The following is a 17,599-nucleotide window of genomic DNA, read 5'->3' as shown; positions in this document are numbered from 1 at the left end:
TCGCCTCACCGCGGGCGCTGTTGTCACTGCAGGCCGGCGGACTCCTCCAGGTAGGCCAGCGCCCCGACGCCGTCCTCGGCGAAGAAGACCAGCTCGGTCAGCGGGAGCGGCAGGAAGCCCTCGTCCTCCATGCGCCGGAACTGCTGGTGCAGCCCGTCGTAGAAGCCGGCGGTGTTCAGCAGGACGACGGGCTTGGTGTGCTTGCCGTGCTTCTTCAGCTCCAGGATCTCCGTCGCCTCGTCGAGCGTCCCGGTCCCGCCGACCATGATCACGATCGCGTCGGACTTCTCCAGGAGCAGCGCCTTGCGCTCGGCCAGGTCCTTGGCTATCACCATCTCGTCGGCGTTCGTCCGCGCCTTCGCCGCGAGGAAGTCCACCGACACCCCCACGAGCCGTCCGCCGGACTCCTGGACGCCGTCGGCGACGACCTTCATCAGGCCGCTCTCCGACCCGCCCCAGACCAGGGTGTGGCCGCCCCGGCCCAGCAGCTCGGCGAATTCGCGGGCGGGCACGGTGTAGCGGTCGTCGAGGTCGGCGGCGGAGAGGAAGACGCAGATGTTCATGCGGACACCGTACGGCCGGTCCAGGGCCCGGGAAGAAACCGGGCTCCTCCTCGGCTGAACCACGTATGACCTCCCTCACAGGACACACCATCACCGTCGGACCCGAGGCCGTGCATGTGCGCGCGGTGCACGGCGGGCAGGTGCTCGCCGAGAGCAGCCGCCCCCTGGTGCTGCGCGAGACGGGCTGTCCCGACCGCTACTACCTGCCGCCCGAGGATGTGCGTACGGAGCTGCTGACACCCTCGGACACCAGCACGCACTGCCCGTTCAAGGGTGACGCCTCGTACTGGTCGTTGCCGGACGCGGCGGACCTCGTGTGGGCCTACCCGGAGCCGAAGGAGCAAGTTGCGGCGATCAAGGACCACTTCTGCTTCTACGCCACGGAAGTCGTCCCCGACTGATCCTGCCCGACTGACCGTCAGAAATATTTCTCCGTACGGCGATGAGTTCCGCGGGGCCCGGCGGTCCACCCTCACATGGAAAAGACTCTCTCCCGTGACGGTACGTCGATCGCGTATCGCCGCCACGGTGACGGGCCGCCGGTGATCCTGGTCGGCGGTGCCCTGAGCACCTCGGCCGACGAGGCACCGCTGGCCGCCCTGCTGGCCCCGCGTTTCACGGTCGTCACGTACGACCGCCGGGGCCGCGGGGCGAGCGGTGACGGCGGGCCGTACGCCCCCCGCCGTGAGATCGAGGACCTGGCGGCGGTCGCGGCGGTGGCGGGTGAGGGCGTATCGCTGTTCGGGATGCTGTCGGGCGGGGCGCTGGCCCTGGAGGCGCAGGCCGCGGGGCTGCCCGTGGACCTGCTCGCGGTCTACGAGCCGCCGTACACCCCAGGTACCGACGGCCTCCTCTTCAAATCCCGCTGCACGGCCCTGCTGCACCGGCTGCTGGCGGCCGGTGACCGGGGCGGCGCCGTCGAGCTGTACCTGTCGCGGACCGGGGTCCCGGAGGAGACGATCGCCCGCATGCGCCGGGCCCCGCTCTGGTCCGGCCTCGAAGGGGCGGCCCACACCCTCGCGTACGACGACGCCCTGCTGGGCGACGGCTCGGTGCCCGCCGGGCGGTTCGCCTCCGTGACCGCGCGCACCCTGGTGGTCACGGGCGGTTTCAGCACGGAGCAGGCGCACCGGACCACGCTCGCCCTCGCGGACGCGATCCCCCGGGCCCGACACCGCACCCTGACGGGCATGACCCGTGAGCTGGCGCCGCACGCGATCGCGCCGGTGCTGTCGGACTTCTTCGCCCGCGACCCGTTCCTGCGTACGGCGGCCTCCTAGAGAACGCCGGCAGGGGCCGCCGATTCGGCCGGGTCGTCGCAGGGGAGCGACCCGGCCGGCCCGGAGGTCCGTTCAGCCGGCGGCCGAGGCCGCCTTCTCCTTGCGCACCGTCGTCGCGATCGTGGCCGAGCCGACGACCCGGGTGCCGTCGTACAGCACGACCGCCTGGCCGGGCGCCACGCCGCGGACCGGCTCGGTGAAGGTGACGGAGAGCGTGCCGCCGGTGAGCTCCGCCGTCACCTCGGTCTCGCCGCCGTGGGCGCGGAGCTGGGCGGTGTACGTCCCGGGGCCCGCGGGGGCGGTGCCGCACCAGCGGGGCTTGATGGCGGCCAGCGCGGTGACGTCCAGGGCCTCCACCGGGCCCACCGTCACCGTGTTGTTCACCGGGGAGATGTCCAGGACGTAGCGCGGCTTGCCGTCGGGGGCGGGGTGACCGATGCGCAGGCCCTTGCGCTGGCCGATGGTGAAGCCGAAGGCGCCCTCGTGGGTGCCGACCTTCGTGCCGGACTCGTCGAGGATGTCGCCCTCCGCCGGGCCGCCGAGGCGTCCGGCGAGGAAGCCCTGGGTGTCGCCGTCGGCGATGAAGCAGATGTCGTGGCTGTCGGGCTTCTTGGCGACCGCCAGGCCCCGGCGCTCGGCCTCGGCCCGGATCTCGTCCTTGGTGGTGAGGGTGTCGCCCAGCGGGAACATCGCGTGGGCGAGCTGCTTCTCGTCCAGTACGCCGAGGACGTAGCTCTGGTCCTTGGCCATGTCCGAGGCGCGGTGCAGCTCCCGGGTGCCGTCGTCGTTCAGCACGACGGTGGCGTAGTGGCCGGTGCAGACCGCGTCGAAGCCGAGGGCCAGCGCCTTGTCGAGCAGCGCGGCGAACTTGATCTTCTCGTTGCAGCGCAGGCAGGGGTTGGGCGTGCGCCCGGCCTCGTACTCCGCGACGAAGTCGTCCACGACGTCCTCGCGGAAGCGTTCCGCCAGGTCCCAGACGTAGAACGGGATGCCGATGACGTCCGCGGCGCGGCGGGCGTCCCGGGAGTCCTCGATGGTGCAACAGCCTCGCGCGCCCGTACGGAAGGACTGCGGGTTCGCGGAGAGGGCGAGGTGCACACCGGTCACGTCGTGGCCTGCCTCGGCGGCTCGGGCCGCCGCGACGGCGGAGTCGACTCCGCCCGACATGGCGGCGAGCACACGGAGGGGGCGCTGGGAGGTCTGAGTCATAGCTTCTCCAGAGTACGGGGCTCCGGGAACCGAATGCTCGCGGATATGCGTTGAGGAGCACGTGACTCCACCCACGCGTAAACGCGCGGGCTTCCTGCGTCGGTGGCTAAGCCGCCACGCAGAGGACCAGCCCGGCCCTGTTGAGGACGTTCGTCGCGCCGACGTGGTCCGCGTTCGCCGCGAACCCGCACGCCGTGCACTGGAACCTTTCCTGGGTGACGCGGTTCTCCTTCGCGACATGCCCGCACTCGGGGCACGTGCGGGAGGTGTTGCGCGCGTCCACCGCAACCACCAGGCGACCGGCACTCTCAGCCTTGTTCGCCAGGATTGCGAGGAATTGCGCCCAACCCGCGTCGAGGATGCTGCGGTTGAGTCCGGCCTTCGCGGCAGCGCCGTTCGGCAGGAAGCTGCCGGGCTGCTCGGGGTCGGCCTTGGGTGCGGGGGCTTGGGTCATGCCCGCCGTGTTGAGCCGCTCGTGCGCGATCACGTCATGGTCACGGACCAGGGCACGGGCGGTCTTGTGGTGGAAGTCGGCGCGCTGCCGCCGGATCCTGGCATGCAGCTTGGCGACCTTCCGGGCGGCGGCCCGATGTGCCTTGGTGCGCTGCCGGGTCCGCTTCGGGAACGTCGCGAGGTGCCGCTGCGCTTCGGCCAGCTCGTCGGCCATCGCCTGAAGGAAGCGCGGGTTGGCGACGTGTTCGCCCACCGAGGTGGTGAGGAAGTGGGCGACACCCATGTCGATACCGACGTTTCCCCCGGTGGGCGGCAGTTCCTCGGCGGGCACGTTGTCGCAGGACAGGATCACGTACCAGCACTTCCCCTCGCGCTTCACGCTGATCGTCTTGACCCGGCCCTTGACGGGCCGGTGCTGGTGCACGCGGACGTGCCCTACGCCCTGGAACCGGACGCGGGTCTGCGTGTCGTGGGGAGTGGAGTCCCAGCGGCAGCCGTCACCGTCCTTGGGGAAGGTGACGGTGTCGAAGTGCCCGGTGCCCTTGAACCGGGGGTAGCCGGGGGTCTGTCCGGCTTTGACCCGGCGGAAGAACGCCTGGAACGCCTTGTCGAGGCGGCGCAGGGTGGCTTGCTGGGAGGAGAACGACCAGCGGCCCTGACGCTCCGGGTCGAAGGCGCGGATGTCTTTGAGCTGGGCGGACTGGTCGCCGTAGCGGACGGTGGTCTTCGAGGTGTGCCGGTAGGCGTCCCGGCGTTCCTGCAACGCGCCATTGTAGAGGGAGCAGTGGTCCCGCAGCATCTCGCCCAGTGCGACCGCCTGGCGGGCCGTGGGGCGCAGGAGGAACGTGTACGCGCGGATCACGAGCCGTCCCCGTTCTTCGACGGGCGTTCCCACTGGGTGTTGATGTACTTCTCGACCGTGGCCGCCGACACGGCGCCGACCGAGGCCGCGAAGTACGACGACGACCACAGCGTGGGCATCCGCGACTTCAGGTGCGGGAACTCCTCGCGCAGCACGTGGGATGTGAAGCCCTTGAACTGGTTCGCCACGTACGAGGCAGACGACTTCGGGTCATGCTTCACGAAAAGGTGCACGTGGTCGGGCATCACCTCAAGGGTGATGATCTCCCAGCCGCGCTCGTCGGCCTTCTGCCGGATCAGTTCGTCCAGCCGTTCCGCGACCCGACCGCCGAGGACCGGACGGCGGTACTTCGGGCACCACACGACGTGGAGCCCGAGGTCGTACACGCCGCCGGAGAATCGGCGAACTTTCCTGGCCACGGTCACGCAATCACTATACACGCGTCACAGGTCTAGTGCGGCAGAGAGGCAGGAACAGGTGAACAGCACGTGCACACAGTCGAGGTCAGAGCAGGACTCAGAAGCCATTCCCCACCCCGCTGAAGCGGGGCGTCCCCTGGCTAGGTACTGATGGGGAACAACGGGAGTGCCGGGTCACCGGGTAAAGGCCCGGGTCACGGCATCAGCCGGCGCTCGCTGCTGATCGGCGGCGGGGCCGCGGCGGTGGGCACGGCCGCTCTGGCCGCGGGGGAGATCCGGCGCGTCTGGTGGCGGGTGCCGGGCGTGGAGAAGCCCCGCAAGGCAGGCGAGCTGGACTACGCGCCGGCGAGCTGGGTCTCGGCCTCCGAGGCGAACTGGCGGCGGGCCGACCGCCCCGACGACTACGGCGTGGACCGGGTGATCATCCATGTCACCCAGGGCAGCTACGCCAGCGCGGTCAAGGTGTTCCAGGACCCGGCGCACCAGGCGGCGACGCATTACATCGTCGGGCAGAACGGCCGGGTGACCCAGATGATCCGGGAGCTCGACGTGGCGTACCACGCGGGCAACCGCGCGTTCAACGAACGCAGCGTCGGCATCGAGCACGAGGGCTTCGTCGACCGCCCGCAGGACTTCACCGGGGCGATGTACGAGTCGTCCGCGCGGCTGACGGCAGCGATATGCAAGCGGTACGGGATCCCGATCGACCGCGAGCACATCATCGGCCACGTCGAGGTGCCCGGCACGGACCACACCGACCCCGGACCGCACTGGGACTGGCGCCGCTACATGAAGCTGGTCCGCGCCGCGTCCACGGGCGGTGCTACTGCTAGCTGAGCCCTGCCGTCCTCGCCCGCTCGACGGCCGGGCCGATCGCACGCGCGACCTCTTCCACGTCCTGTCCGGTCGAGGTGTGGCCGAGCGAGAAGCGCAGGGTGCCGCGCGCCAGCTCGGGGTCGGTGCCGGTGGCCAGCAGCACATGGCTGGGCTGGGCGATGCCGGCGGTGCACGCGGATCCGGTCGAGCACTCGATGCCCTGGGCGTCGAGGAGCAGCAGGAGGGAGTCGCCCTCGCAGCCGGGGAAGGTGAAGTGGGCGTTGGCGGGCAGCCGCCCGCCGGGGGCCGGGTCGCCGCCGAGGAGGGCGTCGGGGACGGCCTTCAGCACGGCTGCGGCCAGCTCGTCCCGGAGCGCGCCGATCTCACGGGCGAAGCGCTCGCGTCCGTCGGCGGCGTGCCGTCCGGCCACGGCGAACGCGGCCACGGCGGGTACGTCGAGGGTGCCGGAGCGCACATGCCGCTCCTGGCCGCCGCCGTGCAGGACGGGCACAGGGGTCTGGTCGCGGCCGAGCAGCAGTGCGCCGATGCCGAACGGGCCGCCGATCTTGTGCGCGCTGACCGTCATGGCGGCCAGCCCGGAGCGGGCGAAGTCGACCTCCAGCTGCCCGAACGCCTGCACCGCGTCGGCGTGCATGGGGACGCCGAACTCGCGCGCCACCTCGGCGAGTTCACGTATCGGCATAATGGTGCCGATCTCGTTGTTGGCCCACATCACGGTGACCAGGGCGACGTCGTCGGGGTTACGGGCGAGGGCCTCACGCAGGGCGTCCGGGTGCACCCGTCCGTACGTGTCGACCGGGAGGTACTCGACGGTGGCGCCCTCGTGCTCGGCGAGCCAGTCCACCGCGTCGAGGACGGCGTGGTGCTCCACCGGGCTGGCGAGGACCCGGGTCCGCCGGGGGTCGGCGTCGCGGCGGGCCCAGTAGAGGCCCTTCACGGCGAGGTTGTCGGCCTCGGTGCCGCCGGAGGTCAGGACCACCTCGCTGGGGCGTGCGCCGAGGGATTCGGCGAGGGTCTCTCTGGACTCCTCGACGGTACGGCGGGCCCGGCGCCCGGCAGCGTGCAGTGAGGACGCGTTGCCGGTGACGGCGAGCTGCGCGGTCATCGCCGCGATCGCCTCCGGAAGCATCGGCGTGGTCGCGGCGTGGTCGAGGTAAGCCATGGTGATGACGATTCTACGAGCCCGTGGCGCGGGGTGTGCCGGGCGCATCGGCGTCCCACCCCTCGGACGCCCGGGCGGAGGCCGGTCCGGGCCGGGGCGACCCGGCCGGGCCCCGGCCCTCCCGGGCCCCGCACCTGGTCAGCCACCCTGCGAAGGGCTCCCGGCGGGGGGCGCCCGGCGCGGAGCCCGGGGCCCCCGCCCGGCCGGGCTCAGGCGGTCGTCCAGCGCTGGGACGCCGCACCCGAGCAGCTGTCCGCGAGGAGGCCGCCCCCGTTGCCCACGCCCAGGCAGCCCCCGGTCCCGACGCTCACCAGGGTGCCTCCCGCCCCGGAGCGCCAGAGACGGCTCTCGGTCTGGTTGCAGGAGAGCAGCAGGACCCCTCCCGCGCCCGCGCTCAGGCACGAGCGACCCGACTCCTGGACGAGCTCGAAGGACCCGCCGGACACCGGCCGGGCGGTCCAGGTGGCACCCGATCCGTCGCAGTTGCCGGTGGCCGGATAGCCGTTGTACGGGGCCGCGAGGCATTTGCCGTTCTCGGCGTTGCGATAGCGGTGGGCCCCGGAGGGAGCCGTGCCGCCCCCGGAACCGGCTCCACCGGAGGAAGCCGACCCTCCCGAGGCGCTGGAGCCGCCCGCACCGGCGCCCCCGGACGAACCGGACCCCCCGGAGCCGTCGGACCCGCCGGCCCCGTCCCCCTTGTCCCCGGCGCCCGGGGCGGGGGCCGAGGCGCCCTCCGCCGCCCCGTCCCCCTTGTCGTCCCCCGCGCCCTTCTCCTTGTCCTTCGCCGACCCCGTCGGCGACTTCCCCGGTGACGCCGAGCCGGACGGGCTCGCGCCCGAGGCGGAGGCGCCGGGCACGACGGGGGCCGTGACGGAGACGGACGGGCCGGCGGCCTCGTGGTCGTCCGGCGCCGAGACATGGGGCAGGAGCTGGACGGCGAGCGTCGCGCCGCCCACCGTCACGACGACGGGGACGACGGCGAGGAGGAGGCGGGCCCGCCGCGGCCGCTCGCGGAACTTCGGGCGGGCCTTCCGCCCGAGGTTCCGCGTCTCCACGGACACGGGCGGCGGCAGTTCGATCTCCTGGACGTCCGCCGCGAACGCGGCCTTCTCCGCAAGGTTCCCCCTGATGGACTCGGGCCACAGGGGCGCCGTGAACGGCCCGTGTTCCCCGGCACGGCGCACCAGCTCCGCCGCCGTGGGGCGGGCCTCGGGGTCCTTGGCGAGACAGTCGGCGACGAGGTCGGCGAGACCGGGGTCCAGCGCCCGCACCGCATCCAGGTCGGGCTCCTCGTGCACGATGCGGTACAGCACGGCGGGGCCCGACTCCTCACCGAAGGGCGGGCTGCCCCCGGCCGCGTACGCGAGGACCGAGCCCAGGGCGAAGACATCGGTGGCGCCGGTCAGGTCCCGCTTCGTCGTTGCCTGTTCGGGAGCCATGTACGCCGGGGTGCCCACGACCATGCCGCTTCTGGTCAGCTGGCTCTGCTCGGTGGCGCGGGCCACGCCGAAGTCGATGACCGTGGCGCCCTCGACCGTGAGCATGACGTTGGACGGCTTGAGGTCCCGGTGCACCATGTCCAGCTCGTGCACGGCGACGAGACCGGTGGCGGCCTCACGCAGCAGGAACCACAGGGTGGCGGCGGGCAGCGGTCCCTCGTGCAGCCCGATGGCCTCGCTCAGGGTGAGCCCGGGGACGTACGCGGTCGCCAGCCAGGGCGGCCGGGCGTCGCGGTCGCTGGCGATCAGGGGTGCGGTGGCCTCCGCGGGCAGCTGGGAGAGGTTGTCCAGCTCGTGCCCGAAGCGGCGGACGAAGTCCTGGTCCTCCCCCGCGATCGAGGGCAGCACCTGCTTGACGGCGACGTACCGCCCCTCGTGGACACCGAGGTAGACGCGCCCCATCCCGCCGGAGCCGAGCTTTCCCGCGAGCGGAATCCCGCCGATCTGTACCGGATCACCCGGTTCCAGGGGCTTGGCCCCACTGCCCATCAGGTCCAACACGCCCACACCGTCTCCCCCGTGACACGCCTTTTCAGTTCCAGGGGAAGTCTGACCAGTGGATACTGGAAGCGGAAGCGCCTTCTAGAAAGTCACTCCAGAAATTCACGCGGAAGAGCCTGCCCCACGGACCACAGGGACGATCATTCGATGAGCCCCAAGCAGCAACGCGGCGAAGTCACGTCCGGACTGCTCCTCGACTCCGCACTGCGGGTGTTCATCGCCTCGGGCGAGCAGGGCCTCACGGTCAACGCCGTCGTCCAGGACAGCGGCGTCAGCCTCGGCAGCCTGTACCACCACTTCGGCAGCTTCGACGGTCTCATCGCCACGCTCAGCCACCGCTGGCTGGACCGGCTGCTGGGCGAACTGACCACGGCCCTGCGGGACTCCGGCACCGCGCGGGAGGGCATCGCCGCCGCGGTGCGGGCCTATCTGACCTTCGTCCAGGAGCACCGCGACCCCGCTCTGCTCCTGCACTCACCTCTCGCCGACCGCAAGAGCATGACGCGGGGCAGGGAGTTCCGGGACTCCCAGGAGGCGAGGATCTCGGAGGTGGCCCGGTGGATCCGGCTCCGCACCGAGTCCGGGGAGCTGGCCCCGCTCCCTCTTCCGCTGATCGAGTCCCTGGTCATGGGCCCGGTCGTCGCGGTCGCACGACGGTCCCTGTCGGGCATCGACGACGTCGACCTCGACGAGGCGGCGCGCCTCCTGCCGGAGCGGATCTGGCGCTCGGTCCGCGCCTGAGCGCATCCCTGACGGACGGTCAGCCGGCGAGGCTCCAGGAGACGGTGCCGTTCTGCGTGACCAGGACGGCCAGGACGACCAGGTCGGCGACACCGAGGGCCAGTCCGAGCAGCGCGCGGCCCCGCCGGGCGGTGGAGCGGGCGAGGGCGATGAGCGCCATGACGATGGCGACGGGCCCCAGCAGGATGTTCATCACGAGCAGGCCGAGCAGCCCGAGCACGAACGAGGCGACGGCGAGCCCGTCGGCCTCCCGGGTCGCGGAACGGCCATCGGCGGAGCCGGAAAGGGTGTCGCGCAGAGCGGTGCGTGCGGTGCTCGCCGGGCGTTCGGTACGGGCAGTGGTGAGCGTCATGGTGCGTCTCCTTCGTCAGCGGGTGCGGCGGGCGAGGCGTTCACGGACACCGAAGACCGCCAGCCAGAGACCGATCACGGCCGCGGCGGTCAGGGTCACGGGGAGCGGAAGGTGTGCGACCGCTCCGAGGACGACCCCCAGCAGGAGCAGTGCGGCGACGAGGACGAACATGTCCGGGCCTTTCTGCGAGCTTTGAGAGTACGACTGTTCACTGACTCTTGAGTCTAGACCCTCCACCCCTTCCAAGACTCGGAGAACGGTTGTTTACTGAATGGCATGAGTCACACCATCGGCATCCGCCAGGCCCAGAAGCTGAGGACGCGCCAGTCGCTGCTCGACGCGGCCCTCGAACTGCTGGAGCACCAGAGCCTGAGCAGCCTGGGACTGCGTGAGGTGACGCGGGCCGTGGGCGTGACCCCGACCGCCTTCTACCGCCACTTCGACGGCACGGCGGCCCTGGGCGTCGCCCTCGTCGAGGAAACCCTGGGCAGCCTGCACGGCATGATCGGCGCGATCCTCGCCGACACGGGGGACAGCGAGGAGCGGCTGGACCGCAGCGTCGACCTGATATCCCGTCATGTCACCGCGCAGCCCGCCCACTTCCGCTTCATCGCCCGTGAACAGCACGGCGGCGTCGGGGAGGTCCGCGAGGCCATCGCGGCCCAGCTGCGCGGCTTCGCCGAGGAGGTCGCCCAGGCCCTCGGCGAGGAACCCGCGTCGGCGGGCTGGGACCGGGAGGACCTCCTGATGCTGGGCGGGCTGTACGTCGACCACATGGTGCTCACCACCTCGGCGCTGCTGGACGCCGGCCCGCAGGGCGAGCAGGAGGTCGTCCGGGTGGCGAGGCGCCGGCTGCGGCTGGTCACGCTGGGCCGGGCCCACTGGCTGGACGGGACGCCGTAGGGTCGGCGTCATGAGCGACTGGACCCTGGACCGGACCTTCATCAGTTCCTCGGGCGAGGTGCGCTGGGACGTGCTGGGCCCCGAGGAGGCCCCGCCGGTGGTCCTGGTGCACGGCACGCCCTTCTCCTCGTACGTCTGGCGCGGCATCGCCCGGGGGCTCGCGCAGGACCACCGTGTGTACGTCTGGGACCTGCCGGGTTACGGCGCCTCCGCGCAGTACGCCGGCCAGGACGTGTCGCTCCGCGCCCAGGGCTGGGTGCTCGCCGAGCTCATCGAACACTGGGGCCTCCACGAACCGGCCGTGGCCGCGCATGACTTCGGCGGCTGCGTGGCCCTGCGCGCCCACCTCCTGCACGGCGCCCGCTACCGGCGCCTGGCCCTCGTCGACCCGGTGGCTCTGGCCCCCTGGGGCTCGCCCGCCTACCGGCTGCTCGGCGGCCGGGCCGAGGTCTTCGGCGAGCTGTCGCCGGAGCTGCACCGGGCGCTGGTGCGCGAGTACGTCGGCTCGGCGAGCCACCGCGGGCTGCACCCGGCGGTGCTGGACCGGCTCGTGGCCCCCTGGTGCACGGAGACCGGGCAGCCCGCGTTCTACCGGCAGATCGCCCAGAACGATCAGCGGTTCACCGACGAGATCCAGCACCGCTACGGGGAGCTGGAGCTGCCCGTGCTGGTGTGCTGGGGCACGGAGGACACCTGGATCCCGGTCGCCCGCGGCCATCAGCTGGCCGGGATGGTCCCGGGCGCAGAGCTGCGGCTGATCGAGGGGGCCGGGCACCTCGTCCAGGAGGACGCGCCCGCCGAGCTCACGGCGGCCCTCACCCGTTTCCTCCGTACAGCTCCGTGACCGCGGCCGCGGCTTCGATGAGCACGCGGCGGGCCTCCGGAGGCGAGAGCACTTCGAGGTTCGGGCCGAAGGAGAGCAGGGAGCGCGCCCAGGCGAGCTCCGGCACGGCGAGCTCGGCCACCAGCCACTCCCCCGCCGGCTCCTCTTCGGGGACCGGCCGCCCGGTCAGCACCGCCGTGTGCAGGCGTACGAAGAGGTCCAGCCGGGAACGGTGCACGCGCACCCGGAGCCGTACGTCCCCGGGCCGCTCCTCGACCTGCCGGCGCAGCTCCTCCCATACGTCGACGGGCTCCACGCCGGGCCTGCGCACCACGGGATCCCCGGTGACGGCCGCCCGCCCCACCCGGTCCGCGCGGAAGAGCCGGGGCGCGCCGTCCAGGTCGGCGATCAGGTACCAGATGCCCGCCTTCACCACGAGGCCGTACGGGTCGACGGTGTAGACGCGCGGGGTGTCGGTGCCGCTGTGCCGGTAGTGGAGCAGCAGCCGCCGGTCGGCGAAGACCGCGTCGTGCAGCTCGCCCACGTCGACGGCGGCCCGGGGGCCGCTCATCCAGCGGACCGGGTCCACCAGGATGCGCCGACTGGTCTGTTCGGCGGCGGGCCGGTGCGGGGCGGGGAGTGCGGCCATCACCTTGCGCAGCGCGGAACCGAGCGCCTCGTCCAGACCGAGCGCGGCGTGGGCGCCCCGCGCGGCGAGGACGAACAGGGCGCGGGCCTCGTCGGCGGTGAGCCCGGTGACATCGGTACGGAAGCCCGGCAGCAGGGCGATCCCCCCGTTGCGCCCCCGCTCCGCGTACACGGGCACCCCGGAGGCCGAGAGCGCCTCGACGTCCCGGTAGATGGTGCGTACGGAGACTTCGAGGCGCTCGGCCAGCTCACCGGCGGGGACCAGCCCGCGGGTCTGGAGCAGCAGCAGGATGGAGAGCAGCCGGTCGGACTTCACGGCACCATCATGACGGGACCGGGCCGCGGGACCGGCCGGGGGACTCAGCCGCGGGGCGCGCGGGCCAGCTGGCGGGACTGGGCGACCAGACGGCCGGCGCTGTCCCAGACGTCCGCGTCCTCCTCCAGGAAGCCGCCCGCGAGGTTGCGCGTGGTGATGGAGACGCGCAGCGGCCCGGGGGCCGGGCGGCAGCGGATGTGGGTGGTGAGCTCGATGGTGGGCGTCCAGCCCTTCAGCCCGAGCTCGAACGAGGTCGGCGGCAGCGCGTCCACGGTGAGCAGCAGCGACAGCGGATCCGGGTCGCGGCCGTCCGCGAGCCCGAACCAGCCCCGCATCTCGCCCTTGCCCGACGGTGCGCCGACGGCCCAGCCGACCGTCGCGGGGTCGAGCTTGATGTCCAGCCGCTCGGTGATGGCGGAGCTGCCGGGGATCGGCGCCGTCCCGTCGCTCGCGCCGAGGCACTGCTCCCGGGGCGGCATGGCCGGCGGCAGGGCCACCGTACGGACCTCGTCGCTCAGGCCGTCCAGGTCGCCGTAGGTGGCCAGCACCCGGATGCGCTCGATCTCCGAGCCGTCCTCCGCGAACTGGAAGAGCGAGGCCTGGCCGGTGGAGAGCGTACGGCCGGTGCGGACGACCTGCGTACGGATCACCGCGGGGCCGGGGACGGAGGCCGTGAGGTAGTGCGCGGAGACCGAGAAGGGGTCGGAGTGCGGGAGCGCCTCACCGAGCGCGCGGCCGAGCATGGCGAGCAGGTAGCCGCCGTTGACCGCGTGGATGATCGTCCACCCCGCGGAGAGTTCCGCGTCGTAGACGCCTTCCTCCCGGAGAGTGACTGCGGTGTCGCGGTCGAATTCGCTGTCACCGATGGTCGCCTGTACTGCGCGCGACTCCTGCGCTGCTGCCTGTGCCATGGAATGCACGCTACACCGATCGTATTACTGAGCGGTAGCTTTTGTTTCGTTCAGATGACGGGCGACGTCTCCTCCGCCCGGGCCGAGCGCCTGTTGTAGGCGCGCGGGGCCCGCCAGTGGAAGCGCATGGCCAGCAGTCGCAGGACGAACGCGGTGATCGCGGCGGCGCCGCTGGTGTAGGCGTCGAGGGCCTCGAAGCGGATGCAGAGGACCACCATGACGGCGCCGACTATCGCGGGCACGGCGTACAGGTCGCGGTCCCAGCGCAGCAGCGAGGGCACCTCGTTGGCCAGGACGTCGCGCAGCACACCGCCGCCGACCGCGGTGGCCAGCCCGAGGGCGGCGGACGAGGTGAGGCCGAGGCCGTACTCGTACGCCTTGATCGTGCCGGACACGCAGAAGAGCCCCAGCCCCGCCGCGTCGAAGACGTTGACGCCGACCTGGATCCGTTCCACGTGCGGGTGCAGGAAGAAGACCAGGCCGGCCGCGATCAGGGGGGTCACGAAGTAGCCGAGATCCGTGAAGGCCGCCGGAGGGATCGCGCCGATCATCACGTCACGGAAGATCCCTCCGCCCAGCGCTGTGACCTCGGCGAGGACCGCGATGCCGAAGACATCGAAGTTCTTGCGTACGGCGAGCAGGGCGCCCGAGATCGCGAAGACGAAGATTCCGACGATGTCGAGCGCATGCTGGACGGAGGGGGTGAAGAGTTCGTTGAGCACCGGGCAATTGTGCCGGTACTACTCCTTCGGCTTGTCCTCCGCACCGGTGGGCGTCTCGGACGCACCCTTGTCGTCCGCCTCGGCGGCGGGCTCGGGAGCCTCCTCCGACGCGGCGGGCTCGGCGGGCGTCTCCGGCTCGGGAGTCTCCTCCGTCACAGCCGGCTCCGCGGGCTCCGGAGTCTCCTCCGTCACGACCGGCTCCGTGGCGACCGCGGACTTCACCGTGATGACGTCCGCGACGAGCGGCGCGTCCCCCGGGGCCTGGTCCTCGCCGTTCTCCGGGTGGTGGCACGCCACCTGGTGCCCGGTCTTCAGCTGGAGCAGCGGCGGCTCGGTCGTCGCGCAGACCTGCGTCGCCTTCCAGCACCGGGTGTGGAACCGGCAGCCGCTCGGCGGCGAGATCGGCGACGGCACGTCACCCTTGAGCAGGATGCGGTCGCTCTTGGCGCCGCGTCGGCGCGGGTCCGGCACGGGCACCGCGGACATCAGCGCCTTCGTGTACGGGTGCATCGGCGCCTCGTACAGCGACGTACGGTCCGCGAGCTCGACGATCTTGCCGAGGTACATGACCGCGATCCGGTCCGAGACGTGGCGGATCACCGACAGGTCGTGCGCGATGATCATGTACGTGAGCCCGAGCTCGTCCTGGAGGTCGTCCAGCAGGTTCACCACCTGCGCCTGGATCGACACGTCCAGCGCCGAGACCGGCTCGTCCGCGACGACCAGCTTCGGCTTCAGCGCGAGCGCCCTCGCGATGCCGATGCGCTGGCGCTGGCCGCCGGAGAACTCGTGCGGGTAGCGGTTGTAGTGCTCGGGGTTGAGCCCCACCAGCTCCAGCAGCCGCTGAACCTCCGCCTTCACACCGCCCTCGGGCTTGACGCCCTGGAGCCGGAAGGGGGTGCTGACGATCCCGCCGACCGTGTGGCGCGGGTTCAGCGAGCCGTACGGGTCCTGGAAGATCATCTGGATGTCGCGGCGCATCGGCCGCAGCTTCCCCGCGGACATGTGCGTGATGTCGCGGCCCTGGAACTCGACCGTGCCGCCGGTCGGCTCCAGGAGGCGGGTCACCAGCCGGCCCATGGTCGACTTGCCGCAGCCCGACTCGCCGACGACGCCCAGGGTCTCCCCGGGGCGCACGTCGAAGGTGAGCCCGTCCACGGCCTGGACCGCACCGACCTTGCGCTTCAGCACGCCCTTGGTGATCGGGAAGTGCTTGACCAGGTTGTCGACCTTGAGGAGCGGCTCGGAGCCGTCCGACCCCGACCCGTCCGACCCGGCCGCGGGAGACGCGGGAGTCTTCTTGTTCAGATCAGTCACAGCTTCGGCGCAATCTCTTCGGTCCAGATCCGGTCGCGCTGCTCACGCGACATGTGGCACGCCGAGTAGTGCCCGTCGCTGACCTGCTGCAGCTCCGGACGCTCGGTGCGGGTGATGTTGTCCGGCGGGACGTCGGCGTACGGGCAGCGCGGGTGGAAGGCGCAGCCCGACGGGACGTTGATGAGGCTGGGCGGCGAGCCCTTGACCGGGATGAGCCGCTCGGTCTGCTCCCGGTCGATGCGCGGCATCGAGCCGAGCAGGCCCCAGGTGTAGGGGTGCTGGGGCTCGTAGAACACCTTCTCGGAGCTGCCGCGCTCGATGCACCGTCCCGCGTACATCACGAGCAGGTTGTCCGCGATCTCGGCGACGACGCCGAGGTCGTGGGTGATCATGACGACCGCGGAGCCGAACTCCTTCTGCAGATCGCGGATGAGGTCGAGGATCTGCGCCTGGACGGTGACGTCGAGGGCGGTCGTCGGCTCGTCGGCGATGAGCAGCTGCGGGTTGTTGACCAGGGCCATCGCGATCATCGCGCGCTGGCGCATACCGCCGGAGAACTGGTGCGGGTAGTCCTCGTACCGGCGGTGCGGCTCGGGGATGCCCACACGGTCGAGCATCTCGATCGCGCGCTTCTTCGCGGCCTTCTTGTCGACCTTGTTGTGGACCCGGTGGGCCTCCACGATCTGCGCGCCGATGCTGTAGTACGGGTGCAGGGCGGACAGCGGGTCCTGGAAGATCATGGCCATCTTCTGGCCGCGCAGCTTGCGTACGCGCTCGGGGCCGGCGCCGATCAGCTCCTCGCCGTCGAGCCAGATCTCACCGCCGATCCGGGCGCGCTCCGAGGTGTGCAGGCCCATGATCCCCAGCGAGGTCACGGACTTACCGGAGCCGGACTCGCCGACGATGCCGAGGGTCTGACCGGCCTTCAGGTCGAAGCTGACACCGTCGACGGACTTGACCAGGCCGTCGTCGGTGTCGAAGTGGACGCTGAGGTTGCGTACGGAAAGGAATTCCTTGTCGTCGCCGGACCGCGGCGCCGGAACGGTGTCCGCCGCCGGGGAGTCCTTCTTGATTGCGTCGCTCATGAGAGCCTCACCCGGGGGTCGATCGCGGCGTACACGAGGTCCACCAGCAGGTTGCAGATGACGATGAAGAAGGCGGCGACCAGGGTCACGCCCATCACCTTGGGCAGGTCGGCGGTGGTCACGCCCTGGATGGCGAAGGCGCCGAGACCCTGGAAGGAGAAGACCCGTTCGGTGATGACGGCGCCGCCGAGCAGCAGCGCGAAGTCCATGCCGAAGATCGTGACGAGCGGGGTGAGCGCGGAGCGCAGGCCGTGCTTGACGACGACCTTGCGTTCCTGGAGGCCCTTGGCCCGCGCGGTTCTGATGTAGTCCTCGCCCATCGTCTCCAGCATCCCGGCCCGGGTGAGCCGGGCGTAGAGGGCGGAGTAGAGCAGGGCAAGCGTGCACCAGGGCAGGACGAGACTGCCCGCCCACGCGACCGGGTCGTCGGCGAAGGGTACGTACTCCCCGTTGCCGAAGAGCGCCAGGACGACGAGGCCGGTGAAGAACATCGGCAGCGAGACGCCGGCGAGGGCGACGCCCATGGAGAGGCGGTCGAAGAACGAGCCCCGCTTCAGGGCGGAGAGGACGCCGATGGCGACACCGGAGACGACCCAGAGGACAGCCGCACCGACGGCCAGCGACAGCGTGACCGGGACACGGTCGACGAGCTGGGGCCAGATCTCGGTGTGGGTCTTGAAGGAGTAGCCGAAGCACGGGGCGTTGCAGGTGACGGGGTCGGGGCCGAACTGGTAGTCGGCGCCTACGACGATGCCCTTCACGAAGTTCCAGTACTGGAGGTACAGGGGCTGGTCGAGCCCCAGGTTCTTCTTGACCGCGGCGATGACGTCCGGGTCGGGGCTCTTCCCGACGTACTGGGCGGCCATCGAGTCGAGGGTCTGCCCGCCGAGGCGGGGGACCAGGAAGAAGATCGCGAACGTGACTGCGCTGACCACCAGCAGCAGCAACACCGCGGCGAATACGCGTCGGATGATGTACGCAGCCACAGCCGTGCGG

20 protein-coding genes are annotated in these 17,599 nt (G+C 71.5%); 6 read left to right on the top strand and 14 right to left on the bottom strand.

Annotation, left to right across the window (positions count from 1 at the left end):
- Positions 1-23: 23 nt before the first annotated feature.
- Complete coding sequence (locus ACIRD8_RS19850) at positions 24-563, bottom strand: TIGR00730 family Rossman fold protein (protein ID WP_099174345.1); 540 nt, start codon at positions 561-563, stop codon at positions 24-26.
- 65 nt (positions 564-628) lie between these two features.
- Here ACIRD8_RS19850 and ACIRD8_RS19845 point away from each other — a divergent pair, with 65 nt between their 5' ends.
- Both ACIRD8_RS19845 and ACIRD8_RS19840 read left to right on the top strand, forming a co-directional pair.
- Positions 629-964 carry a DUF427 domain-containing protein gene (locus ACIRD8_RS19845; RefSeq protein WP_403992938.1) on the top strand — a complete coding sequence of 112 codons (336 nt, stop codon included), beginning with the start codon at positions 629-631 and terminating at the stop codon, positions 962-964.
- A gap of 75 nt (positions 965-1,039) precedes the next feature.
- Positions 1,040-1,843 (top strand): alpha/beta fold hydrolase, encoded by an 804-nt coding sequence (locus tag ACIRD8_RS19840; protein WP_403992935.1) that lies wholly within the window; start codon positions 1,040-1,042, stop codon positions 1,841-1,843.
- Positions 1,844-1,915: 72 nt separating this feature from the next.
- Here the strand turns inward: ACIRD8_RS19840 and mnmA are convergent, their stop codons facing one another.
- The 3 genes from mnmA to tnpA form a co-directional block, all read right to left on the bottom strand.
- Complete coding sequence (gene mnmA / locus ACIRD8_RS19835; protein ID WP_403992932.1) at positions 1,916-3,052, bottom strand: tRNA 2-thiouridine(34) synthase MnmA; 1,137 nt, start codon at positions 3,050-3,052, stop codon at positions 1,916-1,918.
- Between the two features lie 106 nt (positions 3,053-3,158).
- A complete protein-coding gene (locus ACIRD8_RS19830; protein WP_403992929.1) occupies positions 3,159-4,367 on the bottom strand; it encodes an RNA-guided endonuclease InsQ/TnpB family protein in 1,209 nt (402 codons plus the stop codon).
- Positions 4,364-4,786 carry an IS200/IS605 family transposase gene (gene tnpA / locus ACIRD8_RS19825; RefSeq protein WP_403993489.1) on the bottom strand — a complete coding sequence of 141 codons (423 nt, stop codon included), beginning with the start codon at positions 4,784-4,786 and terminating at the stop codon, positions 4,364-4,366. The genes ACIRD8_RS19830 and tnpA overlap by 4 nt, the downstream gene beginning before the upstream one ends.
- 150 nt (positions 4,787-4,936) lie before the next feature.
- Between tnpA and ACIRD8_RS19820 the strand changes: the two genes are divergently transcribed.
- Positions 4,937-5,623, top strand: a complete 687-nt coding sequence (locus ACIRD8_RS19820; protein ID WP_403992926.1) for an N-acetylmuramoyl-L-alanine amidase — start codon at positions 4,937-4,939, stop codon at positions 5,621-5,623.
- On the opposite strand, the gene ACIRD8_RS19815 is transcribed toward ACIRD8_RS19820, so the two are convergent.
- Both ACIRD8_RS19815 and ACIRD8_RS19810 read right to left on the bottom strand, forming a co-directional pair.
- Positions 5,616-6,785, bottom strand: a complete 1,170-nt coding sequence (locus ACIRD8_RS19815; RefSeq protein ID WP_403992923.1) for a cysteine desulfurase family protein — start codon at positions 6,783-6,785, stop codon at positions 5,616-5,618. The genes ACIRD8_RS19820 and ACIRD8_RS19815 overlap by 8 nt on opposite strands.
- A gap of 209 nt (positions 6,786-6,994) precedes the next feature.
- The gene (locus ACIRD8_RS19810) at positions 6,995-8,785 is read right to left on the bottom strand and encodes a protein kinase (RefSeq protein ID WP_403993486.1); all 1,791 of its coding nucleotides are present in this window, start codon (positions 8,783-8,785) and stop codon (positions 6,995-6,997) included.
- 147 nt (positions 8,786-8,932) lie between these two features.
- On the opposite strand from ACIRD8_RS19810, the gene ACIRD8_RS19805 reads away from it, so the two are divergent.
- Positions 8,933-9,526 carry a TetR/AcrR family transcriptional regulator gene (locus ACIRD8_RS19805; RefSeq protein ID WP_403992920.1) on the top strand — a complete coding sequence of 198 codons (594 nt, stop codon included), beginning with the start codon at positions 8,933-8,935 and terminating at the stop codon, positions 9,524-9,526.
- Between the two features lie 19 nt (positions 9,527-9,545).
- Here the strand turns inward: ACIRD8_RS19805 and ACIRD8_RS19800 are convergent, their stop codons facing one another.
- Together ACIRD8_RS19800 and ACIRD8_RS19795 are read right to left on the bottom strand one after the other, a co-directional pair.
- Positions 9,546-9,878, bottom strand: coding sequence for a DUF4190 domain-containing protein (locus ACIRD8_RS19800; protein WP_403992917.1), 333 nt, complete (start codon positions 9,876-9,878; stop codon positions 9,546-9,548).
- Positions 9,879-9,893: 15 nt separating this feature from the next.
- Entirely contained in the window at positions 9,894-10,049 is a 156-nt protein-coding gene (locus ACIRD8_RS19795; protein WP_099174352.1) for a hypothetical protein, read from the bottom strand.
- 105 nt (positions 10,050-10,154) lie between these two features.
- On the opposite strand from ACIRD8_RS19795, the gene ACIRD8_RS19790 reads away from it, so the two are divergent.
- Positions 10,155-10,781 carry a TetR family transcriptional regulator gene (locus ACIRD8_RS19790; protein ID WP_403992914.1) on the top strand — a complete coding sequence of 209 codons (627 nt, stop codon included), beginning with the start codon at positions 10,155-10,157 and terminating at the stop codon, positions 10,779-10,781.
- A 10-nt stretch (positions 10,782-10,791) separates the two neighbouring features.
- Positions 10,792-11,625, top strand: a complete 834-nt coding sequence (locus ACIRD8_RS19785; RefSeq protein ID WP_403992911.1) for an alpha/beta fold hydrolase — start codon at positions 10,792-10,794, stop codon at positions 11,623-11,625.
- On the opposite strand, the gene ACIRD8_RS19780 is transcribed toward ACIRD8_RS19785, so the two are convergent.
- From ACIRD8_RS19780 to ACIRD8_RS19755, 6 genes are read right to left on the bottom strand one after another with little or no spacing between them, the layout of a single operon-like run.
- On the bottom strand, positions 11,597-12,568 hold the full coding sequence (locus ACIRD8_RS19780; RefSeq protein WP_403992908.1) for a helix-turn-helix transcriptional regulator: 972 nt from the start codon (positions 12,566-12,568) through the stop codon (positions 11,597-11,599). The genes ACIRD8_RS19785 and ACIRD8_RS19780 overlap by 29 nt on opposite strands.
- A 44-nt stretch (positions 12,569-12,612) precedes the next feature.
- A complete protein-coding gene (locus tag ACIRD8_RS19775; protein WP_403992905.1) occupies positions 12,613-13,479 on the bottom strand; it encodes a thioesterase family protein in 867 nt (288 codons plus the stop codon).
- A gap of 50 nt (positions 13,480-13,529) precedes the next feature.
- Positions 13,530-14,201, bottom strand: coding sequence for a trimeric intracellular cation channel family protein (locus ACIRD8_RS19770; RefSeq protein ID WP_403992902.1), 672 nt, complete (start codon positions 14,199-14,201; stop codon positions 13,530-13,532).
- A gap of 18 nt (positions 14,202-14,219) precedes the next feature.
- Positions 14,220-15,518, bottom strand: coding sequence for an ABC transporter ATP-binding protein (locus tag ACIRD8_RS19765; protein ID WP_403992899.1), 1,299 nt, complete (start codon positions 15,516-15,518; stop codon positions 14,220-14,222).
- A complete protein-coding gene (locus ACIRD8_RS19760) occupies positions 15,515-16,603 on the bottom strand; it encodes an ABC transporter ATP-binding protein (RefSeq protein WP_403992896.1) in 1,089 nt (362 codons plus the stop codon). The genes ACIRD8_RS19765 and ACIRD8_RS19760 overlap by 4 nt, the downstream gene beginning before the upstream one ends.
- The gene (locus ACIRD8_RS19755; RefSeq protein WP_164493637.1) at positions 16,600-17,589 is read right to left on the bottom strand and encodes an ABC transporter permease; all 990 of its coding nucleotides are present in this window, start codon (positions 17,587-17,589) and stop codon (positions 16,600-16,602) included. The genes ACIRD8_RS19760 and ACIRD8_RS19755 overlap by 4 nt, the downstream gene beginning before the upstream one ends.
- Positions 17,590-17,599 lie beyond the last annotated feature (10 nt).

The sequence above is a fragment of the Streptomyces sp. NPDC102451 genome, assembly GCF_044765485.1.
GTDB lineage: Bacteria > Actinomycetota > Actinomycetes > Streptomycetales > Streptomycetaceae > Streptomyces.
The sequence above is the reverse complement of the archived record's forward strand: the minus strand, read 5'-3'. Positions and strand labels throughout refer to the sequence as shown.

Coding starts and splice junctions, on each gene's coding strand:
- ACIRD8_RS19850 (WP_099174345.1), bottom strand. CDS start 563: ATGAACATCTGCGTCTTCCTCTCCGCCGCCGACCTCGACGACCGCTAC.
- ACIRD8_RS19845 (WP_403992938.1), top strand. CDS start 629: ATGACCTCCCTCACAGGACACACCATCACCGTCGGACCCGAGGCCGTG.
- ACIRD8_RS19840 (WP_403992935.1), top strand. CDS start 1,040: ATGGAAAAGACTCTCTCCCGTGACGGTACGTCGATCGCGTATCGCCGC.
- mnmA (WP_403992932.1), bottom strand. CDS start 3,052: ATGACTCAGACCTCCCAGCGCCCCCTCCGTGTGCTCGCCGCCATGTCG.
- ACIRD8_RS19820 (WP_403992926.1), top strand. CDS start 4,937: ATGGGGAACAACGGGAGTGCCGGGTCACCGGGTAAAGGCCCGGGTCAC.
- ACIRD8_RS19815 (WP_403992923.1), bottom strand. CDS start 6,785: ATGGCTTACCTCGACCACGCCGCGACCACGCCGATGCTTCCGGAGGCG.
- ACIRD8_RS19805 (WP_403992920.1), top strand. CDS start 8,933: ATGAGCCCCAAGCAGCAACGCGGCGAAGTCACGTCCGGACTGCTCCTC.
- ACIRD8_RS19800 (WP_403992917.1), bottom strand. CDS start 9,878: ATGACGCTCACCACTGCCCGTACCGAACGCCCGGCGAGCACCGCACGC.
- ACIRD8_RS19795 (WP_099174352.1), bottom strand. CDS start 10,049: ATGTTCGTCCTCGTCGCCGCACTGCTCCTGCTGGGGGTCGTCCTCGGA.
- ACIRD8_RS19790 (WP_403992914.1), top strand. CDS start 10,155: ATGAGTCACACCATCGGCATCCGCCAGGCCCAGAAGCTGAGGACGCGC.
- ACIRD8_RS19785 (WP_403992911.1), top strand. CDS start 10,792: ATGAGCGACTGGACCCTGGACCGGACCTTCATCAGTTCCTCGGGCGAG.
- ACIRD8_RS19775 (WP_403992905.1), bottom strand. CDS start 13,479: ATGGCACAGGCAGCAGCGCAGGAGTCGCGCGCAGTACAGGCGACCATC.
- ACIRD8_RS19760 (WP_403992896.1), bottom strand. CDS start 16,603: ATGAGCGACGCAATCAAGAAGGACTCCCCGGCGGCGGACACCGTTCCG.